This is a genomic window from Microcoleus sp. BR0-C5 (assembly GCF_036705045.1).
Taxonomy (GTDB): domain Bacteria; phylum Cyanobacteriota; class Cyanobacteriia; order Cyanobacteriales; family Microcoleaceae; genus Microcoleus.
Genome location: NZ_JAUBTR010000039.1, coordinates 3,946 through 26,627 on the forward strand (window position 1 = coordinate 3,946; position 22,682 = coordinate 26,627).

General features: G+C 46.0%; 19 protein-coding genes. 9 read left to right on the plus strand and 10 right to left on the minus strand.

The window, feature by feature from the left end:
- Positions 1 to 366: 366 nt before the first annotated feature.
- Complete coding sequence (locus tag QUB08_RS18905) at positions 367 to 1,362, minus strand: energy-coupling factor transporter transmembrane protein EcfT (RefSeq protein ID WP_333226149.1); 996 nt, start codon at positions 1,360 to 1,362, stop codon at positions 367 to 369.
- A 391-nt stretch (positions 1,363 to 1,753) separates the two neighbouring features.
- Positions 1,754 to 3,115: a ribosome biogenesis GTPase Der gene (gene der / locus QUB08_RS18910; protein ID WP_333226150.1), complete on the minus strand. Its 1,362-nt coding sequence runs from the start codon at positions 3,113 to 3,115 to the stop codon at positions 1,754 to 1,756.
- Between the two features lie 245 nt (positions 3,116 to 3,360).
- Between der and QUB08_RS18915 the strand changes: the two genes are divergently transcribed.
- Entirely contained in the window at positions 3,361 to 4,569 is a 1,209-nt protein-coding gene (locus QUB08_RS18915) for a NupC/NupG family nucleoside CNT transporter (RefSeq protein ID WP_333226151.1), read from the plus strand.
- A gap of 221 nt (positions 4,570 to 4,790) precedes the next feature.
- Positions 4,791 to 5,378, plus strand: a complete 588-nt coding sequence (locus QUB08_RS18920; RefSeq protein ID WP_333226152.1) for an acireductone dioxygenase — start codon at positions 4,791 to 4,793, stop codon at positions 5,376 to 5,378.
- A 92-nt stretch (positions 5,379 to 5,470) separates the two neighbouring features.
- On the opposite strand, the gene QUB08_RS18925 is transcribed toward QUB08_RS18920, so the two are convergent.
- From QUB08_RS18925 to QUB08_RS18940, 4 genes are all read right to left on the minus strand, one after another.
- Positions 5,471 to 6,289, minus strand: a complete 819-nt coding sequence (locus tag QUB08_RS18925) for a hypothetical protein (protein ID WP_333226153.1) — start codon at positions 6,287 to 6,289, stop codon at positions 5,471 to 5,473.
- Between the two features lie 364 nt (positions 6,290 to 6,653).
- Positions 6,654 to 7,097 carry a DUF732 domain-containing protein gene (locus QUB08_RS18930; RefSeq protein WP_333226154.1) on the minus strand — a complete coding sequence of 148 codons (444 nt, stop codon included), beginning with the start codon at positions 7,095 to 7,097 and terminating at the stop codon, positions 6,654 to 6,656.
- Positions 7,098 to 7,324: 227 nt separating this feature from the next.
- Positions 7,325 to 7,939 (minus strand): cupin domain-containing protein, encoded by a 615-nt coding sequence (locus tag QUB08_RS18935; RefSeq protein ID WP_333226155.1) that lies wholly within the window; start codon positions 7,937 to 7,939, stop codon positions 7,325 to 7,327.
- 150 nt (positions 7,940 to 8,089) lie between these two features.
- Positions 8,090 to 8,656: a sigma-70 family RNA polymerase sigma factor gene (locus QUB08_RS18940; RefSeq protein WP_333226156.1), complete on the minus strand. Its 567-nt coding sequence runs from the start codon at positions 8,654 to 8,656 to the stop codon at positions 8,090 to 8,092.
- Between the two features lie 620 nt (positions 8,657 to 9,276).
- Between QUB08_RS18940 and QUB08_RS18945 the strand changes: the two genes are divergently transcribed.
- The 3 genes from QUB08_RS18945 to QUB08_RS18955 all read left to right on the plus strand — a co-directional run bounded on the left by QUB08_RS18945 (position 9,277) and on the right by QUB08_RS18955 (position 13,823).
- Complete coding sequence (locus QUB08_RS18945) at positions 9,277 to 10,491, plus strand: DUF4331 domain-containing protein (RefSeq protein ID WP_333226157.1); 1,215 nt, start codon at positions 9,277 to 9,279, stop codon at positions 10,489 to 10,491.
- 198 nt (positions 10,492 to 10,689) lie between these two features.
- Positions 10,690 to 12,096 carry a tetratricopeptide repeat protein gene (locus QUB08_RS18950; RefSeq protein ID WP_333226158.1) on the plus strand — a complete coding sequence of 469 codons (1,407 nt, stop codon included), beginning with the start codon at positions 10,690 to 10,692 and terminating at the stop codon, positions 12,094 to 12,096.
- Positions 12,097 to 12,341: 245 nt separating this feature from the next.
- Positions 12,342 to 13,823, plus strand: a complete 1,482-nt coding sequence (locus tag QUB08_RS18955; RefSeq protein ID WP_333226159.1) for a HoxN/HupN/NixA family nickel/cobalt transporter — start codon at positions 12,342 to 12,344, stop codon at positions 13,821 to 13,823.
- 141 nt (positions 13,824 to 13,964) lie between these two features.
- On the opposite strand, the gene QUB08_RS18960 is transcribed toward QUB08_RS18955, so the two are convergent.
- Positions 13,965 to 14,402, minus strand: a complete 438-nt coding sequence (locus QUB08_RS18960; RefSeq protein WP_333226160.1) for a DUF6918 family protein — start codon at positions 14,400 to 14,402, stop codon at positions 13,965 to 13,967.
- A 541-nt stretch (positions 14,403 to 14,943) separates the two neighbouring features.
- Positions 14,944 to 15,126 carry a hypothetical protein gene (locus QUB08_RS18965; RefSeq protein WP_333155111.1) on the minus strand — a complete coding sequence of 61 codons (183 nt, stop codon included), beginning with the start codon at positions 15,124 to 15,126 and terminating at the stop codon, positions 14,944 to 14,946.
- Positions 15,127 to 15,497: 371 nt separating this feature from the next.
- On the opposite strand from QUB08_RS18965, the gene QUB08_RS18970 reads away from it, so the two are divergent.
- The 3 genes from QUB08_RS18970 to QUB08_RS18980 all read left to right on the plus strand — a co-directional run bounded on the left by QUB08_RS18970 (position 15,498) and on the right by QUB08_RS18980 (position 19,046).
- Positions 15,498 to 17,117, plus strand: coding sequence for a Ycf66 family protein (locus tag QUB08_RS18970; protein WP_333226161.1), 1,620 nt, complete (start codon positions 15,498 to 15,500; stop codon positions 17,115 to 17,117).
- A 150-nt stretch (positions 17,118 to 17,267) separates the two neighbouring features.
- Complete coding sequence (cobQ, locus tag QUB08_RS18975; RefSeq protein WP_333226162.1) at positions 17,268 to 18,734, plus strand: cobyric acid synthase CobQ; 1,467 nt, start codon at positions 17,268 to 17,270, stop codon at positions 18,732 to 18,734.
- 75 nt (positions 18,735 to 18,809) lie between these two features.
- Positions 18,810 to 19,046 (plus strand): 2Fe-2S iron-sulfur cluster-binding protein, encoded by a 237-nt coding sequence (locus QUB08_RS18980; protein WP_006634188.1) that lies wholly within the window; start codon positions 18,810 to 18,812, stop codon positions 19,044 to 19,046.
- A 130-nt stretch (positions 19,047 to 19,176) separates the two neighbouring features.
- Here QUB08_RS18980 and QUB08_RS18985 read toward each other — a convergent pair whose 3' ends face one another.
- Positions 19,177 to 20,517, minus strand: a complete 1,341-nt coding sequence (locus QUB08_RS18985) for a hypothetical protein (protein ID WP_333226163.1) — start codon at positions 20,515 to 20,517, stop codon at positions 19,177 to 19,179.
- Positions 20,518 to 20,614: 97 nt separating this feature from the next.
- On the opposite strand from QUB08_RS18985, the gene QUB08_RS18990 reads away from it, so the two are divergent.
- Positions 20,615 to 21,394, plus strand: coding sequence for an SDR family oxidoreductase (locus QUB08_RS18990; protein ID WP_333226164.1), 780 nt, complete (start codon positions 20,615 to 20,617; stop codon positions 21,392 to 21,394).
- Between the two features lie 272 nt (positions 21,395 to 21,666).
- On the opposite strand, the gene QUB08_RS18995 is transcribed toward QUB08_RS18990, so the two are convergent.
- Positions 21,667 to 22,446 carry a photosystem II S4 domain protein gene (locus tag QUB08_RS18995; RefSeq protein ID WP_333226165.1) on the minus strand — a complete coding sequence of 260 codons (780 nt, stop codon included), beginning with the start codon at positions 22,444 to 22,446 and terminating at the stop codon, positions 21,667 to 21,669.
- Positions 22,447 to 22,682: the final 236 nt, after the last annotated feature.

The window sequence follows — 22,682 nt, forward strand, 5'->3', positions numbered from 1 at the left end:
ATATTTGTCTCCATTACTTTAGCAGGACTGTCGCGCACCAGACAAAACTTACTCAAATGTAGACCAGTGCTCGAAACCCCGCTAGAATCAGTCATTCCCAATTCTTCAAAATTATTCAATCTAAAATCTAAAATCTAAAATCTAAAATCTCAACATCTGTCCCAAGATAGATGTTCAAGGTCTTGGTTCTCTAAATATTTGTCTCCATTACTTTAGCAGGACTGTCGCGCACCAGACAAAACTTACTCAAATGTAGACCAGTGCTCGAAACGACGAGCTTCATCAGTCCTTCCCAATTCTTCAATCTCAAATCTAATCAATCAATCAATCAATCAATCTAAAATCTAAAATCTAAAATCTAAAATCTTAACTGTCCCAACCCCAAACAAAGCGGGCGCTCCAGAGGACGAGCAAGCAGCCGAGGGCGATCCAGTCTCGGATTTTCAATTGCAACTGGTGCCATTCTACACGGTGTCGATCGGGACTGGTGAAGCCGCGAACTTTCATGGCGCTGGCTATTTGTTCAGCTCGCAGGAGCAAGTTTTCTAACAGCCGCTCCGCTATCATCAACCACACTTGAGCGGCGCTGCGAAATCCGAGTTTTTTCCAGTTTATCGCTCTGGTTCTGACCGATCGCACTAAATTTTGTATTTCTTCCAATACTAGGGGAATGAAGCGCAAAGATAGCGTTAAGGTTAGCGCTATTTCGGTAATAGGCCAGTTCAAGCGACGCAGGGGCTGCATTAAGTTTTCAAGGGCGGCGGTAATTTCTTCGCTGGCGGTGGTGAGAAGGTAGAGGTTGGTGCTGTAAATTACTGTGAAAAATAGGGTGCTGACGTTGATAGCTAAATCTAGGGATTTGCGAGTGATTTTAATCGGGCCTTGTTTTAATAAAACGTAACGGTAGTTTGTGGGTTGGGGGAGTTGATTTGGGCTTTGGGCTTTGGGATTGGGGATTGGGGAGTTTGAGCCTAAGTTAAAAGATTGGTACCAGGGTTTGGGCTTTTGAGGGGGTGGAAGGGTTGCCGGCTGTTGGGAAAAGGTTAATTCGTCGGCGGGGATGCGGGGCTGGTGTTCTGCGGGGAGTCCGTCGGGGGCGATCGCGCTGAGGCAAAATACTAATAAGCAGAATAGCAGCAGCAGTCCCATTTGCTGTTTCCACACGCGCCAAGGAATTGCTGCTGTTAGTGTCAGTACGATTAACATTCCTACTAGCATCAACCGCCAGATGGGATTGGCGAGTATTGGTGCAATCAGAAATGTCATCAACCACGCTAGTTTGACGCGGGAGTCTAGCCTGTGCAGCCAGGTTACGGGTTGTTCTAGGTAAAGTCCTATGGGGAGCGATCGAAGTAAGTCCATCTTGCGATTTTAGATTTTAGATTTTAGATTTTAGATTGTCGATTATTAATAATACTAATTTATTGAACCGCGAAGACGCGTTCGGCGAAGCCGTTCCCGTAGGGTAGGACGCGAAGCAAGACAAGAGAAGGAAGAGAAGAGAATAGAAAAAAACGCAATTTGCTTTGATCGTTAAATTGCGTTTTTTATGGGTCTTCCGTACTTAGTGTACTAATTTATCTGAAATTAATAGCCTAAATTTTTACACAGCAAGGATTTACGGTCTTACTTTAGTTAATTTGTAGCCATTTTTTCCTTCGATTCATACATAGCTTGGGTTTTAACTACTTAAACTAATAGTTGGGCACACTAAGTACGGAAGAGCCTTTTTTATTGAATCGAAAATCGAAAATTACTTGACGCGCAGTGCTCTGTTGGTTGTGCTCATTTCGGTGGCACGAACTTTTTTGCCTCTCCAAAGTAGCCGCATTGGTGTACCGGTAAAGCCGAGGTGTTTGCGGAATTGGCTTTCCATGTAGCGGCGGTAATTTTCTGTGAAGCGTTTGGGATCGTTGACAAATAGGGCGATTGTCGGTGGCTGCGATCGCACTTGAGTACCGTAATAGATTTTGCCTTGTTTTCCTTGGCGGGTAACTGGGGCTGAGTGCCAGGTTGTGGCTTCTTCTATGACTTCGTTAATGACGGCGGTAGGGACGCGACGTTTGTGTTCGTCGGAGGCTTTGTCTACTAATTCAATGATTTTTTCAACTCGCTGTCCACTCATGGCGCTAACAAAAATCATTTCTGCCCAGTCGAGGAAATAAAGTCGGGTTCTTACTTCTTTTTCGTACTCGTATATGGTGTCGTTGTCCTTTTCTATGGCATCCCATTTGTTGACGACTATGATGCAGGCTCGACCTTCTTGGCTGATGCGATCGGCTAATTTTTGGTCTTGATCCGTAACGCCGTCTATTGCGTCAATTACTAACAGTATGACGTTGGCGCGACGGATGGCTTTGAAAGCGCGGTTGATGCCGAAAAATTCTGCGCCGTATTCGACGTTTTTCTTTTTGCGAATTCCCGCTGTGTCGATCAGGCGGTAGGTTTTACCGTTGCGTTCTACTAAGGTGTCGATCGCGTCGCGGGTTGTGCCGGAAATCGGGCTGACTATGGCGCGATTTTCTCCGAGAAATGCGTTTAACAAACTCGATTTGCCGACGTTGGGACGACCGATAATTGCTACTTTAATTTCCTCAACTTCTGGTAATACTTCGGTGGGAAGATAAGTAATTAATTTGTCAAGCAATTCGCCGGTGCCGTTGCCGTGAATGCCGGAAACAGGGAAAGGTTCTCCGAGTCCCAATTGCCAAAAGTCGGCTGCTTGGGTGAGTCCTGTATTTTCCGATTCGCACTTGTTGACGGCGAGAATGACTGGGACTTTTTGCAGTCTCAGCCAAGATGCGATCGATTCGTCGCCGCCGGTGAGCCCGGTTTTTCCGTCAACCACGAAAATGGCTGCGCTGGCTTCTGCGAGGGCCGCCATTGCTTGTTCGCGAATTAAAGGCAGAAATTCTGTCTCGTCGTCGAATACTAGGCCGCCGGTGTCTACGACTTGATATTCCCGATCGCCCCAGTATGCTGGTCTGTAAGTACGATCGCGCGTGATTCCTGGTTCGTCGTGGACGATCGCGTCTTGGGTGTTGGCTAAACGGTTGACGAGCGTCGATTTGCCTACATTGGGGCGTCCAATAATAGCAACTATAGGTAGAGACATAAAAGTAGCAGCAATTAGGCTGCGCCGTAATTTTGAGGTTTAGTCTTGTATTGTAAGCGAAACTGGCTGAGATTGTATGCGATCGGGCGGCATCGTGTATTATACGCCCTCCGGGGCTGTGTGGCCCGCACCGCGAACTCATGGCGACCTCCGGAAACGAGATAAAGTACGATCGGACTGTTAATCTGGATTACCAGAGCCTGGTAACGATAAATGCTTGCTGCACCTTCTCTAAAAATTACTAAATGGAACGACTTATTTCTGTATTCGGGTTAGCTGTTTTTGTCGGTTTGTCCTACGCCTTTTCAGTCGATCGGCGCGCTGTCAAATGGCCGCCCGTCTTGTGGGGAATTGCTTTACAGCTAATTTTTGCTATTTTGATTCTCAAAACTGCTCCGGGTTTGGCTGTCTTTAAATTTTTGGGAGATATGGTGACGCAGTTTCTCAATTTTTCTGATGCGGGGGCAAAGTTTATATTTGGAGATAATTTTGCTGAACATTTTATCGCTTTTAAAGTGCTGCCGACTATCATTTTTTTCTCTTCGTTTATCACCATACTTTATCACTACGGCATTTTACAGCGAGTTGTGCAAGCAGTGGCATGGTTGATGATTAAAACCATGAAAACTTCGGGCGCAGAAACGCTTTCTTGTGCTGCGAATATCTTTATCGGGCAAACGGAAGCTCCTTTGTTAATTAAACCTTATTTGGCGGCGATGACGCTCTCGGAACTTCATGCTGTCATGACGGGAGGATTTGCCACAATTGCCGGCGGAGTCATGGCAGCTTATATTTCTTTTGGAGTACCGGCTCAACATTTAATTGCGGCGTCGGTGATGTCTGCACCAGCAGCTTTGGCTATTTCTAAATTGCTGTACCCAGAAACTGAAAAGTCGCTGACTGCTGGGGAGGTGGAGGTGAAGGTAGAACAGGTTTATGCTAATGCGGTGGATGCGGCGGCTTCTGGTGCTAGCGACGGGTTGAAGTTGGCGGCGAATGTGGCCGCGATGCTGATTGCTTTTTTGGGTTTGTTGGCTTTTTTTAATGCGCTTTTGGGGTGGTTTGGAGGGCTAATTAGTTTCCCTCAGTTGTCGCTAGAATTAATTTTTGCTTATTTGATGGCTCCGGTTGCTTGGCTGATGGGGGTGCCTTGGGCTGATTGTGCAGAGGTGGGGATTGTTTTGGGAAAAAAAACGATTTTGAATGAGTTTATTGCTTATTTAGATTTGATGGAATTGGTGAAACAACAGGCGATTTCTGAACGATCGCAAATTATCTCGACTTATGCTTTGTGCGGGTTTTCTAACATTGGTTCGATCGGGATTCAGATTGGGGGAATTGGCGCGATGGCCCCGCAGCGGCAAGGCGATTTGGCGAGGTTGGGCGTGAGGGCGATGATTGCTGGGTCTTTGGCTTGTTTTATGACTGCTTGTATCGCGGGGATGCTGATTTGAAAGTTTTGAGTTTTTAGTTAAGCTGTGCGGTGCTTATGGTGCACCTTACATTAACTCCAGTAAATCTTATTAAATAAAAGTTAAAAAACCCACAAAATTCTTTGATGGGTGGTATTGCTTTGATGATTGGCGAGGCAGGAGATGGAATTTTAGCGATCGGCTATTATTGAAAATAAGCAGGAGTTTAGTTTTTGACGAAAGCTTAAAACAGCAGCTTAAAAATGGAAACTAAATTTCCCTCAAAGCTCAACACATTAGGTGGTAATATGGCTGTTCTGCAACTAGAAGACGGTAGAACATATACGGATATCCGGGCGATCGCGAGTCAACTGGCAGTTTTAAATATTGAGATCGATTCCCTGCCCGCAAACGAAAATCCGGCGTTTCAAGAACTGCTAGTTCAAGACATTCTCAATGTAACAGAAAAACAGCAGATTCTCGCAGCATATAATAGCGAGTTTGAACAGTTTAAGCGCGCCAGCGGATATCGGTGGTGCGACTTAAAAGTGCTGCATCCAGGTTCGCAGCAGATTTACGCGCTGATGACTCAAAGCGATCGCACTCACACCCACACAGATGCAGAAGTTCTTCACATTTTAGCTGGGGAATGCGTTTTTGGGTTTGTGTATTCTAACGGCTCTCAGGTACAATTAATGCTGGAAGCTGAAGAATACATTAAAGTGCCTGCCAATACCGAACATTGGTTTTATCTCACTCCCTCGCTGTACTTGAAAGCCTTGCAGTATTACACCACTGCTCAAGGCTGGGTTCCTCAGTATACTAACAGGAAACTAAAAATTAAAAACTAAACGTAGGGTGCGCTTCGGCGCACCTTCCTCTATTAAAATAGGGGAGTGAAAGGGAAACTCTAGAAACAAATTCTCTCTATAAAAGACGAGGATTAAATGCTCTCTACTTCATTAGGTGCGGCCATTTCAATTTCTTCGCAACGCTGCAAAAGCGCTTCTATTTCCTGAGCTAAAAAAATAACTTCCGGCCAAGAAGAACCGTTAATTAAATCTTGAGCGTGAGCTAATTTGTTTCTCAATGCCTCTGCTGACTTTAAAAAACGCTCCCCGTAGCGTTTGGATTTGAGCCCCAGCCGATCGACTATTTCAGCCGAACTCAGGATTAAATCTCGCTTGTCGCAGAATTGCAGGTAATCGATCAAGTCAATTGCTTCATTTCGCGATCGCCCCAATTCCCACAGGTGTTTTGCGGCTAAAATGCGATCGCCCTTAAGCAATTTTTGCCAAGAATCTTGGGGAAAGTAGATCCGCACGATCCGCAATAAATTCATTTCCAGAAGCGTCACCAATCCAAACAGCAGCATCCGCACCGGTGCTTTTTGCAAATCGCCACAGGTAACGATCCCGTTGATCCTGTTGCTTTCTAATACAAATAATCTGGGTTTTTCTCGCAGCAGCGGCAGCAATTCCATCAAAGGAGTCGAAGCGGCAATTAATTGTGAGGGGTGAAAAATTTGCTGGTAGTCGCTGCACTTGCCTGTCATTAAGTGCGATCGTTCTACATAGCCACAAACCGTGCCATTTTCTTCGATACCGAGTACGTCAAAATCGCGGGCCTCCATCCACGATCGCAAGTTGGCTGCATCTTCGCAAGCGGGGACAGCTTTCAGCGGTTCCGCGAGGTATTTAACTGTAATGCTGTCTTTGAATAAATCCCGCAAGTCGGCGGAACTAGATTTTAAATGTTTCATTTCATGTGCGGTAATTTCATGGATTGTTGCCTGACAAAATGACAATTCATATTTTAACTGCAAGTAAAGACGCCGCCTTACCCTAGCACAATCTCAGTTTTGTAAAAAGCGTTTTTTAGGAGTGCGAACCTCCCCCTTGCACCCCTGTAAAATCAAAACTGAGATGCTGCCTTACCCATTGGTGTCAACTTAACGTTAAACCCTCAGTCCGGCTCTTGTTGAAACCCCTGGCTCAAAGCGAAAGTCATCGCTATGAGGACTAATGAGTTCTTCAGTCCTCTTTGAGAGGACTTTAGCTATGAGACAGGGAATTCATTCCCTGGCGGACTGCAGGTGAGCGGGAGGACTGACAGATTTCATGATATTATTTACTCGCTAATTCCGGGCAATAATGATTGGCGGCAAGGGTGGTAATAATATCGGCATCGGCGAGAAAACTTTCTTTGAGACTTGGATTTTCGATACTGACAGCTTGCCCGATCGCCCTTAATTTAACTTCCGGCAGAGAAAGTCCCGATTTTGCTTCCGCACACATTCTTTTAGCGGCCGCAATTTTTTGACCAGGGGCCCTTCGGATTGCTTGCAGTAAATTGTCCGTTGCTTCGGAAGAGTAGCTTTTTGCTAAGCGTTTGTAGTCTTCGACAAATTTCCCATCGTTTCCTGTCAGCTTAATATCCGATTCTTGAGGCGAACACAACAAATTTAAGTTAATTACTTCTCCCACTGAATTAACCAGAAAACATCCTTCGCGTTCTTGGGCGATCGCGCTTTGGTTGCTGGGTACAAATTGTATAATAACGGCGGACATAACAGCAGTTAAACGCGAGTATTTTAGCATGGTAATTACGTGATATATTTGGGATTTTTAACCGCAGAATGCGGAGCAATATGGCGTTTTTGAGTTAGAGCTTGTCCGGTAAATTAACCGAAATAATTGTAGGGGCGGGTTTCACCAACCATCTATACTTATAACTAAAAATTTACATAAACCCGCCCTCCAAGCTCCAAGCTGTCGGCAATTAAACCAAAATAATATCAGACGAACATTTCGTTGTCTAGGGAAGTTTTCATTAACAGCAAACATCCCCCTTGTGTGAGGGGCGAATGTGTGGAACCGGGAACCGATCGAATGTAGTCGCCTTGATGGCAAATTTCCCCTTCTACAATTAAGTCTCCTTCTAATACAAGCACTTCCTCCGAGGCCGCGTGTCGGTGCATGGGAAATGTTACTCCTGGTTCTAGTCGCATCAAGCAGGTAATTTCGCGCTTTGTTTTGTCAATGTAAAGCTTGCCCAATGAGATTCCCGGAACTCCATAAGATTTCCATTTGACATCGTGCGATCGCACGATTAAAGATGGAGTATTGTTCTCTGTTGGGGAGGTAACACTTGGCTTAATATTGACTAATTCGTCAGGGGTTTGTGGCAGTTCGGCTATGCGCTGGAACAGGCGGTTTGTGAGGTCGGGGGCGACGGGAATTGGGGGAACTGTGTAGGCGATCGCCGCAATTGTGGCTTCAAAAGCCACTAATTCACTTTTAAGTTCTGCGGACTCTTTCAATTTCTCTGCAAATGCGCCGCGTTCTGACTCGTCGAGGGTATCGAGAGCTTGAAGGGCTGCAAGGATGATAGACTCCTCGTCTGGCATCATTTCCATCTGTTTTCCCCCATTAATTGTTATTCAGCCTAAGTTGATTTTAAATTTGAGATTGCTCGGCTGCCCTCGCACTCAAGATGGAGGATTAGAGATGCCAGAATTTTAGATTGATGTTAAACAACTTAAATTTTGTTTTTTGAAAATCTAAAATTGTTCGCTCAAAGCTTGACGCAATTTGGAAATACCCAACCGAATTCGGGTTTTGATTGTACCTGTCGGGATACCCGTTTTAGCCGCGATCGCCGCGCAAGTCAATCCTTGGTAGTAGGCGAGTTCGATCGCCTGTTGCTGTTCCTTTGGCAGTTTTTCTAAGGCCGCTTTGACTTGTTCGCGGCGTTCTTTAAACATTGCATCTTCCATCGGTTCTGCAACGCTAGAGATGGGTACTTTAGCCTCTTCCAGACAAGCTTCAGCAGCCCGGACTGTTCGCTGCATCGCTCGCAGGCGATCAAGGGAACGACTGCGGGTAAGCATGAACAACCAGGTATCTGCTCGACTGCGAGAAGGATCGTAAGTTGCTGCTTTGTGCCAAATTTGGGAAAAAACATCGATTACCACTTCTTCAGCTTCTTCTACCGAACCCAGGATTTTGTAAGCGAGAGCATAACTTGGGCGACCGTAGCGATCGTAAAGTTTAGCTAATGCCGTTTGGTCCTTCCGGGCAATCTGCACTAAAAGCAGCGATTCATCGCCTGACTTCTGGCCTGTCATCTCAGTGTACCGAAAATTTTTGTTTTGACTGCACAGATCCAAAATTAAAAATTCGGCGTATATCACTACAGAACATAATTGTAAGTTTGAAGTTGGGGTACAAACTGGAGTATGCCTTTTTAGGCTAATTTTGTCGTGCTTTGAATTGTAAAATTCCCAAGTCATCTGGAATTTTACCACCTAATTAGTGATTTTTTTTAGACTTAGCAATCCGCTTTATGCAGAACGAAAAAATCCCTGAGCGTGAAGAGTCAAAACCGCGCCCTTCACTCGTTCCCAATCTCTGTCGGCTCGCTCCCAAGAAGAGCCTGGGAACCCCTATAAGCGAGGCTCTGGCTCCACTCTATCGAGGGAAGCCGTGTCTGGGAGCAGGCATTCCCAAGCATAGTGCGGGAACGAGTAAATCCTCAATAACACACTTTTTTACATAAATTAGTCTGGGAGCACAGATCCAAAATTGCCAAACCTTCGTATACCACCAATAGGAGAAGGCTCAGCAACAGCGCAAAAGCCCGACAGGTTGACAGATTGCAACCTGTTGCTACAAAAGTAAAACCCGCGAAGGCGGGTTATTTACCATTGATTTGTGCAAAAATATCATCGAAATAAAGGTGCTAACTGTGAAGCTCACAAAAAAAATTCGCCGAACCATACTAGCTATTGAAGTAGCTCTAATTGCTCTATTAACTCCAGGGATAATTGTCGCTTCTGACCACGACGACGGCGAAGTAGATATCAAAGGTCGCGCTGTAAATTTAACTGACCTGTACGTATATCGCGAAAAAGACCAAAACTCCGGTGCTGCAGACGGGGATTTAGTATTTACCATGAATTCAAATCCCAGGTCTGTAGCTCGCTATCAATATTATTTCAGCACTACAGCCCTCTACCAATTTCACATCACCCAGGTAGGTGACGTGAATTCTACACCTACTGGACGTTCGGATATTATCTTGCGGTTTGCCTTCAGTCCGCCTAACAATAGAGGTATGCAAGCGGTAGCTGTAACTGTTGTTCGCGGTGGCTCGGAGACTGTTGCTAAGACTACTGTTAACGACGGGCTAATTGCTACAACTCCGCTGAATTCTAATGCTGTTTTGAATACAGTACCTGTGGGCGGTTCTAACTTGACTGTATTTGCGGGTTTACGCGAAGACCCGTTTTTCTTTGATGTGGAACAATTTTTTAGAGTTCGCGCCGCAGCTTTGGGAACGGGGCCGCGCACTGCTTTTAAAGAACCGAGTCAAGCGATCGACTTTACTAAAGGTTACAACGTCAATACAATTGCTGTCCGCGTTCCGAAAGCGTTTTTGCAAGCAGGAACTGGGGCAAATAGTTTTGATGTTTGGTCAACAGTTTCGATCCGGGATGGAGCTGGCGGTTTTAAACAATTCGAGCGTTTGGCGAGACCGGCAATTAATGAGGGTTTGATAGTTAGTCCCGCTTATCTGGAGGCATTTAATAATATTCCTCCGAGATTGGATTTGAGCGCTGCTGCTGCTCCGGTGCGGCAGGAAGCTGTTGCTACTTTGAATGCTGTGGATCTTTTGGACGGTCGGGATAATGTCGATCCAAATGCGATCGCCGGAGCTTTCTTACCCGATGTCATGCGGATCGATACCACAAAAACCAGCGGCTACGCTAGCGCTACAAATGCTCAAGGAAGCTTGATCGGAGGTCGTATGCTGATGGACGACGTTATTGATATCACTCTGGGAGCTTTGGTGGGTTCTCCGGTTGGCGATAACGTTTCATATAACGGAACTCCGGGAAATCCGGCTCAGGGACACAAACCTTTAGAACCGACTTTTCCTTATTTGGCTTTGCCTAATTAGTCAGTTGACAGTTGACAGTTGACAGTTGACAGTTGACAGTTGACAGTTGATGGTAGTCAGCTCTATGAATGTAGGGTGCGTCGCTATGAGATTTTTAATGAAACTTGCAGATTATAGATGGCGACGCACCTTACCACAATAGAAAAGGCTTTTTTAGACCGCAGATGAAGGCGGATTAACGCAGATGAACGCGGATGTATGAAAACTAAAACTAAACAGGAAATAAAATCGGATATTTTGTCGTGGTGGCTGCTGGGAGTGGTTCCTTTAGTTGGGATGGTAGTAGTGAATTTACCTCCTAATTTGCGTTTTATTTCCGATAATTTTTCTAACAAAATCCCCGAAAATCTAGATACTAATTACCGCTATCATTTTTCGGAAACTTTGAGAAATAATCCCAATCAAAAGGAAGCAATTCAGCAAGAGATTGCTTTTTACCAGCAGCGGTTGGCTGTTGATTCCCGCAGCGGTTTGAACCGGGCCGCACTGGGGGGATCTTATTTGAAAATGGCTCGCGCTACTGGGGAGGGCGGTTGGTTTTTATTGGCAGAACAGGCGGCTCAAAGGTCGATCGCCGATTTGCCTTTTGACAACAAAGGTGCGCTGTTAGTTTTAGCTCGAATTGCCGAGGCCAGACACGATTTTGCTACTGCTTTGCGCTTTGCTAAGCAGGTGGGTTCTGACAATGAAGATGCGATCGCCCTTTCAGTTACATCTAACTTAGCGATGGGTAAAGTGAGCGAGGCAAATGCAGCCGCAGAAGCCTTAGTTAACCGGATTCCGAACTTGGGTTCTCTCACTTTGAGAGCTTTAGTGAGAGAGTCTCAGGGGCGAGATGCTGAGGTTTTGCAGGATTACCGCCAAGCAATGGCGGCGGAGGAACCGGGAGAGGTTGCTGGTTCGGCGCGGGCCCGATCGCTCTTGGGTCGATTTTACGCGCGTCGCGGGCAGTTTGTGCAGGCGAAAGCGCTGTTTTTGGAGGCGCTGCGGTTGGTGCCGCGATACCCGCTGGCGCTGATTTATTTGGCGGATTTGGAGACGCGGCAGGGCAATTATCGGGAAGCGGAAGGCTATTACAGGAAGGTTTCTGCGTATTCTGGCCCGGTTGCGACTGTGTTCGATCGCATTGTCGATCGCGGTATGGCCAGAGTGAAAGAGTTAGAGGGAGATGCGATCGAATCCCGGCGACTTCGCGACAAAGCTGAAGCTGGGCTGCGACAGGAACAGGTTTCTGGATCTACTGGTTTCGGGCACCGCAGGGATTTGGCGAGTTTGCTGCTGGAAAAAGGTCGATCGCAGGATGTGACGGAAGCGCTGGCGTTAATGCAGGAGGAGGTGAAAATTCGCCGGGATGCTGTCACGCTGGATACTTTGGCTTGGGCGCTTTCGAGTGCTGGGGAATGGCAAAAGGCCGATCGAGTGATGGCCGAAATAGTGCGATCGGGCATTCGGGATGCGGGGATGTTTTACCGGGCTGGTGCGATCGCCCGGACTTTAGGTAAAGATACCGAATCTCGCGCTTATTTTCAAAAGTCCAAGGAAATTGACCCTAATTTTGACGATCGATCCCGCCAAGCACTGGGTTTGGGAAGTTATGAATTTTGAGATTAGCTAATAGCTGCAACTCCGTCAATCCGCCAGGGGTTGAAACCCCTGGCTAAAAGCTTAAGTCCTCTAAAGAGGACTGAAATGCACAATTGTTAAATTTGATTAGCTATTCAGTCGGTTTTAACCGACTTTCGCTATGAGACGGGGATTTCAATCCCCGGCGGGCTTGCGGGTAAGCGCGCTGGAAGAATCACAACAAAAACAAATAATTCATCCTAAAATCACTAAAGAAACAGGGATTTATGCAGTACAAACTGAACCGAATTTTCCAATTATTTATCCTCTTTTTCCTGACACTTTCCTTGTTACTAACAACCTCAACCCGACCCGTTTACTCGCACTGGTCAGACTTATCCGTAGCAGAAATAGTAGTCAACGATTTGCAAACCGAAATAACATTAACTTTCCCAACCGGCTTAACAAACTTCGCCGACGACAATCGAGACAGCCAGCTACAACCTGCTGAAGTTCGCAGCCACCAAACACAGCTAGAAAAGTTTTTTAGCCAACAAATCCGCCTCACCAACAGTAGCAACATTCAAGGCTCCCTAACAGTACACCCGCTAGAAATAGCAGCTAAAACCGCCAGCTTAATACAGCAGCCCAATACCCACAGCACCTTAATTTTAGACTACACCTGGCCCGCACTTTCTCAAGATAAAAGCCCCGCTTTACCTGACTCAGTTTCCATCTCCAAACCAGAGAAATTGCGGATTAATTACAATCTGTTTTTGCCCGAAGTTCCGACAGCTAGCTGCCAAGCTACGATTGTACAAGCGGGTGCTGTAAAAAGCTTTGTGTTTACGCCGCAAAACCGGGACTTTTTGTTAGCCGGAAAGGAATCTATCTGGGATTCAGGTTGGAGTTTGCTGCTAGCAGTAGCGGGAGCATTTGCTTGGGGATGCGTGCACGCGATGTCGCCCGGACACGGAAAAACGATAGTCGGCGCTTATTTAGTGGGTTCGCGGGCTACTCCGCTACACGCTTTATTTCTAGCAGCGACGACTACAATTACTCACACTGCCGGCGTGTTTGCTGTGGGCGGAATTACTTTGTTTGCTTCTAACTTAATTGACCCAGAAAAATTAGATCCTTGGCTGAGTTTAATCTCTGGTTTATTAGTAGCCTTCATCGGCCTTAACTTACTCTTATCAAAAATTAAGACTAGGTTGGTAGTGAGGACTGAAGTTCTCCAAAAAATCCCAACTAAAATTTTTAATAAAAACTGGTTTTTAAGGAGTAAAGTCCTTACTGCGGAATGTGAAGAACCAGTGAATCTTTTGAGTAGGGGAAGTTGGGAGAGAGAATTTAAACCTGTAAAACCAGAGATATCTCACCACTACCACCATCACGGAGACGGCCGGATTCACTCGCATTTGCCGCCCGGTGCTGACGGTTCTGCTATTACTTGGAAAAGCTTATTAGCGTTGGGGATTTCCGGCGGTTTGTTGCCTTGTCCTTCCGCTTTGGTGATGCTGTTGAGTGCGTCGGCTTTGGGCAATGTTGGTTTGGGAATGACGTTAGTGGTAGCCTTTAGTTTGGGATTGGCTTTGGTGCTAAGTGCGATCGGATTAATTTTAGTTTATGCCAAACGTAGTTTTAATAAACTGCCAAAACAGATAACAGCAGTCAAATTTCTGCCTGCGATTAGTGCGATGTTTGTAATGTTTTTGGGGTTGGGAATTACCGGACAGGCGATGTTGAAAATATTGGCTGCAAATTAATGGGTAATTGGCAATGAATCAGCCTAAAATTAGGACTCTCCCTCCTAACTACAAACTTACGAATAAGTCTGATTTTAGATACCCGATTTCTGGAAGAAGCCGGGTATCTGGGTATTCTGTTTTTTAGCCGTTGCTCACTTATCAGGCCGCACTATGTTTATTAATAATTTCGGCTAAACCCGGTACTCCGTTTTCCACGTAATTCTTAGCTGAGGGGCGGAGTTTGGCATAGGCGCCTTTAACCATCGCTCTTGTGCTTTTCTCGACCCTTTTGTCGCTGATTTGGAGCAATTCGTCTGCTACTTCACCTTTTCTTTGGGCTAGATATTCTACTGGGTTGCCATTGTTTACCCCTTCAGTCCACATCGGATCGAGTGCGATCGAGATTTCTGGCAGAAGTTGATCGACGACTTGGGCGCAATAGTCAGCCCGTATCCCTTTGACAGTAGAGTAGGCAGCTTTAAGAGCCAAACCACCCAATCCCGGCGCTGCTGCAACTTGTTGGTCTATCAACTTTACACAGTCATCTACAAAAGTTTCTCTGTTGTTTTCATTCAAGAGAATATCGCTAAGTCCCATTTTCGCTTTCCTTAATTTAATAGTCAATGTGCTTATACCAATTTTTTATGCGGCTGCATAGAATCCGATCCCCCCTAGCCCCCCTTAATAAGGGGGGAACAAGATTCTTATCAAAGTCAACCCCTACTCCCCAACAATCAGGGGGAGTAGGGGGTATGCGAGGGGGATCGAGATATGTGCAACTTTACAATAAATTGGTATTATTAGCTTCGATCTCAATCTGACATCATATATCTATTTTGAGCCATTACTCAAGGTTTCCCAAGTTTTTTAAGGTTTGAAAGTCTTTACTTGACAAGCTGATGTTGAGATTTGTTTAGTATTTTATGGGAATTAATGTTCTATCTGCTACTCATTATTAGCCTACGGTTTGTAGTAAGGGCTTTAGTCCTTATTAGGTGAGATTAATGAGGACTAAAGCCCTGACTACAAACTGATGAGTTGTGAACAGCCACATAGAAAAGAGGACTGATCGAAAAAAATATTAGAAAGGCTCTGTCTAAGTCCGATCGCACTTGCACGTATGAGCTGGCACGTATCATTAGGATTGGACATTCGGCTTGATGCCTGCAGGTACTGAAACGAGGGGAAGTTTCACGGTTTGAGCCGGGCGATCGCTCGATCGCAATACCAAATTTTTCGGTAATTTCGCGGAAGTGCTTAGTCCGGGAAATATTTGAAGCGATAAGGTTAAGCCGGCCGCTAATAATAATTTTTCTAACATGGCACTCTCTCCACTACATATGCCCTAGGGCATAATTCCTCTTACACCTACAACATATAAACATCCTCAGTCGCTTGGTGCGATCGCATGGGCATAGTTAAGTGACATATATCACCACTGAGGAGGGGGTGATGGGAATAGGGGGTGTGGGCCTAGGGGGTAATGGGCATTAGGGATGTTGGGGAGAGTGGGAAATCTTGACTCGCACTTGAGGCGTCAACATCCGTTGAACGTGTTAAATTCCTTACACTACTTCCTTGCCAAACTTCCCTACAAATCAAGAATTGTCCTAGAGAAAGAAGCCGTTGAGTCTCTCTCAAAGGTAGAATTAGCGCGTAGAAGTTATTTGACACAGCGGAGGTACCGACAATATGCTTGCATACTTTCTGGCGTTAGCGGTCGGTCTAGGCAGCTTCAGTATTTACATGGCGGCCTTCTTTTTTCCAGAAGTGCACCGCAAAAGTGATTTTACCTGGAGCGGGGTAGGGCTTTTTTATGCGTTAATTTTATGGGCTTGTGCGGGACGAATTACTGGTGCTCTCCTGCTTGGTCAAATGGCGGGCGTGGCGATGTTGGGCTGGTTTGCCTGGGAAACTCTGACTTTGCGCCGGCAGGTGACGCCCGTTGCTGAGCAAACGCCGATTCCTCAGTCGGCGAATTTGGCTGCAGCAGGCGTGCCGTTTGCTGGCTTGTTTGCCAAGAAAAAAGAACCCGCAGCAGCGAAAAAACCTAAGTTTGTTCGATCGCCCAAACCGAAAACTGATGCGGTTCCAGCACCGACTCTGGATAAGGGCGAGGTAAAGCTAGAGGAACAGCCAGCGATTCCCCCCATAGCTGAAAGTATTGCTGAAAGTGCGATCGACGAGGCAACGGCAGAAAGTGCGATCGCCCCTGACTTGAAAATTCCCGACTCGAAAACACCTGCAATTGCAGAAATACCAGTGTTTTCAGTCGAAACTCCTGCTGCTGAGACTTCACAACCTCCAGCAGAATTAGCCAGCAACTTCACTCCTCTACCTCTACCTCTAGAAATTTCAGAAATAGCCGTTGCACCAAGTGTGGAGCCAGCAGAGGCTCAGCCAGAGCCTCAACAGCAGCCAGAAGTCGATGATTTTGACGAGGAAACAGAATGGAGGACAGCCGTTAAAGAGTCGCAGGCGGCCCCAACGGCGGCCCCAACGGCGGCCCCAAATCCTCCTACTCCTCCTAAACCAGCTAAAAAAGCCGGCGGTTTCGGTAGTCTGTTTGACAATATCAAAAATAGTCTCGGCGGTATGTTGGGACGGGGTGCGGCTAAAAACAAGTCTGATGCAACTCCCCAGACGCCAAAACCTTCAGCGACTCCAGAATCGATCGCACCTGAATCTAAAATAACGGCAACTCCTGCACCGGGTATCGACCAAATTCTCGAATCCGAATTAGCCCAGGCGGCTGCGGAAGTGGCAGCCGAAAGCAGCAACACTGCTGTTGAAACAAGCCTTGGAGTGCCTTTTCCCACCAATGTTGAAGCAATGGCCGTGTTGATGGCCACAGAAACCGCGAGTTCTGACAAAATAGGGGAAACTCCGATCGAAGATCGATCGTCCGCTGAAATTCAGACACCGCTGGCTGCAGTTGGTGAACCGGAAGCAGCAGCCCCTGCTTTATCTCTGGAAACCCAGACACCGCTGGCTGCGGTTGGTGAACCGGAAGCAGCAGCAGGCGTACCAGAAGCAGAAGCCCCTGCTGTATCTCTGGAAATGACTGTGGTGGAAATCGCACCGCCTGTAGAGATAGAACTACCGGGAGAACCTGGGTTGAGCGTGCAGGTGGAAACGGTTTCAGTATCAGTGATCTCGATCGAATCAACAGGTGAAGAACTCTCTTCTGAGGCAGAACAAACTGAATTGAGTCCCCCGAATCACCCCGATCCGAATCTAGTCGAAACTGCTAAACCGGCCGCTGAATCCAAGCCTGAGAATGTATCCGGCAAAGATAACCCGTCATCTTGAGGTAGAAAGTAAAAGGTAGAAACCAGAATTTTTTTGATTCTGCCTTCTGCCTTCTTACTTTTTACTTATTACTTTTTACTTATTACTTCTTACTTTTTACTTCTGCCTTCTGCCTTCTGCCTTCTGCCTTCTTCCTTCTTCGTTAATATTATGAAAGCAATTATGGTCGTGGGAACAACATCTCACGCAGGGAAATCTTTACTCGTGGCAGCTTTGTGCCGAATCTTTTCTCGGCGAGGCTGGCGGGTAACTCCGTTTAAAGGTCAGAATATGGCACTGAATTCCTATGTCACAGCCGCCGGCGGAGAGATTGGTTACGCTCAAGCAGTGCAAGCTTGGGCTGCGGGCGTCGCACCTTGGGTAGAAATGAATCCGATTTTGCTCAAGCCACAAGGAGACATGACTTCTCAATTGATTGTCAAGGGCCGGGCGATCGCAAATGTGCGAGCATCTCAATATTATGAACAGTATTTCGATATCGGCTGGCAAGCTATTCGGGAATCTTTAGAATTTCTAAAGCAAGAATTTGACATGATTGTGTGTGAGGGAGCCGGTAGCCCTGCTGAGATTAATCTCAAACACCGCGATTTAACAAATATGCGGGTAGCTAAATATTTAAAGGCTCGAACTTTGCTAGTAGTTGACATCGATCGCGGCGGTGCTTTTGCTCACATCATCGGTACTTTGGAATTGCTCGATCCCGACGAACGAGCTTTAATTAAAGGATTCATTATTAATAAGTTCCGAGGGCAAAAATCGATCTTAGATCCGGGCCTGACTTGGCTAGAAGAAAGGACGGGAATCCCGGTAGTTGGGGTGATTCCTTGGATAGACGAAGTGTTTCCCTCAGAAGATTCTCTCGATTTGCTCGATCGGCGTTCTCCCACTTCTCAAACCGACATAAATATTTCGGTCATCCGCCTCCCTCGAATTTCCAATTTCACCGACTTTGACCCCTTAGAGTCGGAAACTACCGTCACAGTCAAATATGTCAGCCCAAAAGACCAGTTAGGCCATCCAGACGCCGTAATTTTACCAGGCTCTAAAACTACAATTTCCGATTTGCAGGTGCTGCGCCAAACAGGTATGGCAAAAGCTATTCAAAATTATTTAGTAGCGGGCGGTACAGTCTTGGGAGTTTGTGGTGGCTTTCAGATGCTGGGACAAAGTATTACCGATAAAGAAGGGGTTGAGGGAGAAAAGGGAGAATTTCCAGGATTGGGATTGCTGCCTTTGAAAACTGCGATGGCACCGAACAAAATTGCGCGCCAACGAATCGTAACATCTAACTATCCTCAACCGGGTTTGCCAGTTTCCGGTTACGAAATTCATCAAGGAAAAACGCAAATCCTAGAGTCAGATTTGACTCAACCGCTATTTGACGATGCTAGTTTAGGCATTGTCAATACTTCTCAATCAATTTGGGGTACATACCTGCACGGCATCTTTGACAACGGAGCTTGGCGGCGAGCTTGGTTAAATCACTTGCGGCAGCAGCGGGGACTCCGCGCGTTGCCTACAGGTATTCCTAATTACCGAGAACACCGAGAAACTCTGTTAGACTCTCTAGCAGATACAGTGGAAAAGCATTTAGATATAAAGCATATTTTAGGTTAATTAGTTAACTGTTGACAGTTGACTGTTGACTGTTAACTGTTGATTATTGTTTATTAGAGTTGAGGTTCAAATTCAATGACAAAAGTTTGTTTTTTACCTGATAACGTGACAGTTGAAGCTGAACCAGGAGAGCTTTTGCTAGATGTAGCCAAACGTGCAGGGGTTTCTATTCCTACCGGCTGTCTCATGGGTTCTTGTCACGCTTGCGAAGTAGAAATTGATGGCGGAGATACGATTTGTGCTTGTATTTCCGGCATCCCTTCGGGGAAAAAGCAAGTGACTATTAATCTGTATGTTGACCCGACTTGGTAATTTGTTAGTTGACGGTTGACTGTTGGCATTAGTCATTAGTCATTAGTCATTAGTCATTAGTCATTAGTCATTAGTCATTAGTCATTAGTCATTAGTCAACAGTCAACAGTCAACAGTCAACAGTCAACAGCTAATTTTTTTGCCATTCTTGCTGTTTTTTGCGAGCAGATTGCAGCCATTTTTGGGATTCGGGATAAACAGTTGTGCCGGGTTTGACGGATTCTAATTGATTGATAATTTCTTGCAATTGGCCGAGGGCGTAACCGGGATTTTGACGTGGAGAATTTACATTATTTTGCAAGGAAGCAAACAAGCTCTTAGCCTGGTTCAAAGCTTCCACTGACTCTCTCTCTGCTGTCAGTCGAATTTTTGTAGTGCCTAAATTATTTTGATATTCAGCTAGTTTTGTTTGAGCGTCAAGATAGCCCGGATTATCAAATGTAATTTGGCTGAGTCTCTCAATGGCAGCTTGCCACAAATCTGCTATTTTTTGCCAACTTTCTGCTGAATGGGGCGGTTTCTGGGATGCGACGGCGGCAGTTAAGGCAAATTCTTTTGCTGCTTCGATTAAGTTGTCGGCGCGCACGGAACCGGTGGCGACGCCTCCCATTGCTTGAAAGTCTCTTTCTGCTGCTTGGAGTTTTTTCTTAGCTGTTTCTCCGGCGAGGGTTTCTGCGGGAATTTGATTGAGTTGGTCGATCGCACTTTGCCAATTTACCGTGGCTTTTTGTCTGTCAGCGGCAGTTTTTGCTTGCTGGTACTGCTGTTTCGCCGCGTTGAGAATTTGTTCGGCTCGATCTAACTCAGTAAAAGCATTTTTTTGCTGGAAAATCTGAGCCTCCATCCGCCCGACATTTTTGCGGGCGGCTTGAAATTCATCGAGTGTAAACCGCCAACTGCAGCTAAAAAAAGAGCAGTACCTCTTTGGGTAATAGCCTAGGAACCACACTGGCAAGGCGTCGAGGTGTTTTTGAGCCTCTTTTGCTTTAATTTCGCCCAAGTCGAAATCAGCGACAGCCGTGGCTTTATTCACCAGTTGATCGGATTGTTCCACAAGGGCGATCGCCTGCCGGTAATTGTGATCCATACTGATAAAACTCGGCAGCAATAATATCGGCATTGTTTTCGCCACGGGCCAGCGAATCATCGGAAAAGGTAGGTTAATCAGCCAAATTATCCCCGCAGCACTTCCCAGCAAACTCCCAGCAAAGATGATTTTACCGAATAATCCGGGCGGGCGGTTGGCTTTAACGGCAGCTTTGAGAGCTTGTTCGCTGAAGTTGGGAAATTCGTCTTTGAAGGTATCGCGGATTTCTTCTCTTGAGGCGAAAGTGCCGTTTTGCGAGCGTAACTTCTCCAACCGCTTGATTACCATCCGTCGGTAGACATCACCCGCTAGACTATCAGCCGCCGCGCACTTGTCAACTTCGGCCCGCAAAATTTCAAAAGCTCGATCGGTAAGACGCGCCATAAAACTCACCTATTCCCTTTTAATTACTTTACAGGTTCTCCGTCACAATAATTGTTAAAATATATAAAGTTTATATCAAATAATCAGAATTAATTTCATGCCAACAGCTTTAATCACTGGTGCTTCTGGCGGAATTGGTGCAGCCTTTGCCGCCGAATTAGCCAAACGCCAGCACAATCTAATCTTGGTAGCTCGTTCCGAAGACAAATTGCAACAGCTAGCTGCTAAACTGCAACAGGAATTCAATATTTTAGTCGAAATTATCGTTCAAGATTTGACCGCACCAGCCGCTGGAACTACTGTATTTGATACCGTTGTTCAAAAAGGTTGGACGGTTGATTTGTTGGTGAATAATGCGGGTTTTGGAGATTACGGTGCTTTTGCCGATCGCCCGCTTGACAAACAACTAAAAATGGTGCAACTAAATATTGTAGCATTAGTTGAACTATCCCACTTATTTTTGCAGGGAATGCGGCAGCGAAAATCAGGAAGTATCATCAATGTTGCCTCCATCGCAGCTTTTCAACCGATGCCGTACTTGTCAATGTATGCAGCTACTAAAGCGTTTGTTTTGAGTTTCAGTGAGGCGCTTTGGGCGGAAAACAAAGATTTAGGAATTGGCGTTTTGTGCCTTTGTCCAGGGCCGACAGAATCGGACTTTTTTGCAGTAGCTGAATTTCCGAAATCAATGGCATCTAGCAGCGGACAAAAACTCGTTCCCGCAGCGGAAGTAGTGCGAGATGCTTTGAAAGCTTTAGACAAAAATGAGTCTAATGTTGTGACAGGGGGAATTCTCAATCAAATCATTGCAAATATGCCTCGATTGATGCCGCGAGAACTTTTGGTGAAGTCGGTAGAGAAGGTGTTTCGGCGTTAATTTTTTGCAGGAAAGCCCGCCCGGAACTCAAGTTCCGGGCTAATAGCAAAAGTCCGTTGAAATTGAGATATTGCACCATTCTCAAGAACCTGTTTGAGCACAGGCAAGATGCCTGTGCCACTAAAAAAATTAGGTATTGTGGGGTGGGCGTTTGAGCACAGGCAAGATGCCTGTGCCACTAAAAAAATTAGGTATTGTGGGGTGGGCGTCCCGCCCGCCTTTGAAAACTTATTGGCAGTGGTGCAAAATGTGAGTTATACCAATTCCCGGAATTACAAATATCGAGTTAACTGCACTCGATAGCGTTCCTTCTTAGTAACAGCAACTTCCCCAATTTCCAATCTTCCCTTGCCCGTAACAGCAATTAAATCTCCAGACTTGACATTATAACTAGCTTGAGTAACGTCTTTCCAGTTAACTCGCACGTCGCCACTATTAATTAAATCCGCCATTTTGCTGCGAGACATTGCGAATCCAGCCGAGGCGACAGCATCCAATCTCATCGATGCTTCAACGGTGGTCATTTCTTTCTTTTTGGGTTCTCTAATTTTGAGTTCGCTCAACTCAATGCGGCGCGTTTGTACAGGAACCGATCGCACTTGCTGCAAACTCATCTCCAAATACTCTACCATCTCCGGCATGACAATGGCTTGCGCGCCGCGTTCTCCCAAAACAATCACATCGCCAGTTTTCTCGCGGACAATTCCCGTACCCAACATCGCCCCCAAAAAGTCGCGGTGAGAAGCTGTATCGAAGAGGAAATTGCCAGCTATCTCTACCGCAGCAACGTTAACGTTAGTAGAGTCGATCGGGATTTCCGATCGGGCGATCGCAATTCTTTGTCTTTCAGCTTGCGGGTAGCCGCCCCAAGCCACTAATTCCACGTCTGTTAAGCGCTTAAATACCGTCAGAGTGTCCGCCAATTCCGGCGGCGACAGAAAATCAGTCAGAGTAACTTCCCAAGTTTTAATTGCTTGTTCCGCTTGGTCGATCGCCCGCGCCACACATTCGCGATTTTCAATGCCTTTTAACAGTTCTTCTCTTTGTAACATCAGTCAATTTTAGATTCTAATTTGAAATTGCCCAAGCTTGCTGTAACTAAAAAGTCTACTTTTTTAACAGTCGCACTACTTTAATTATAGTCTAAAATCCTCAAATCAGGATATGATAAATTTTGTTGCTGGTAAAGCTGATTTGATTAACACGATCGTTGTAGCAAATTGTTTGTAGTGCGGACTTGGCTGATTGCGTTCAATCTACCGGATATCAGATTAATCAGCAATCGCGC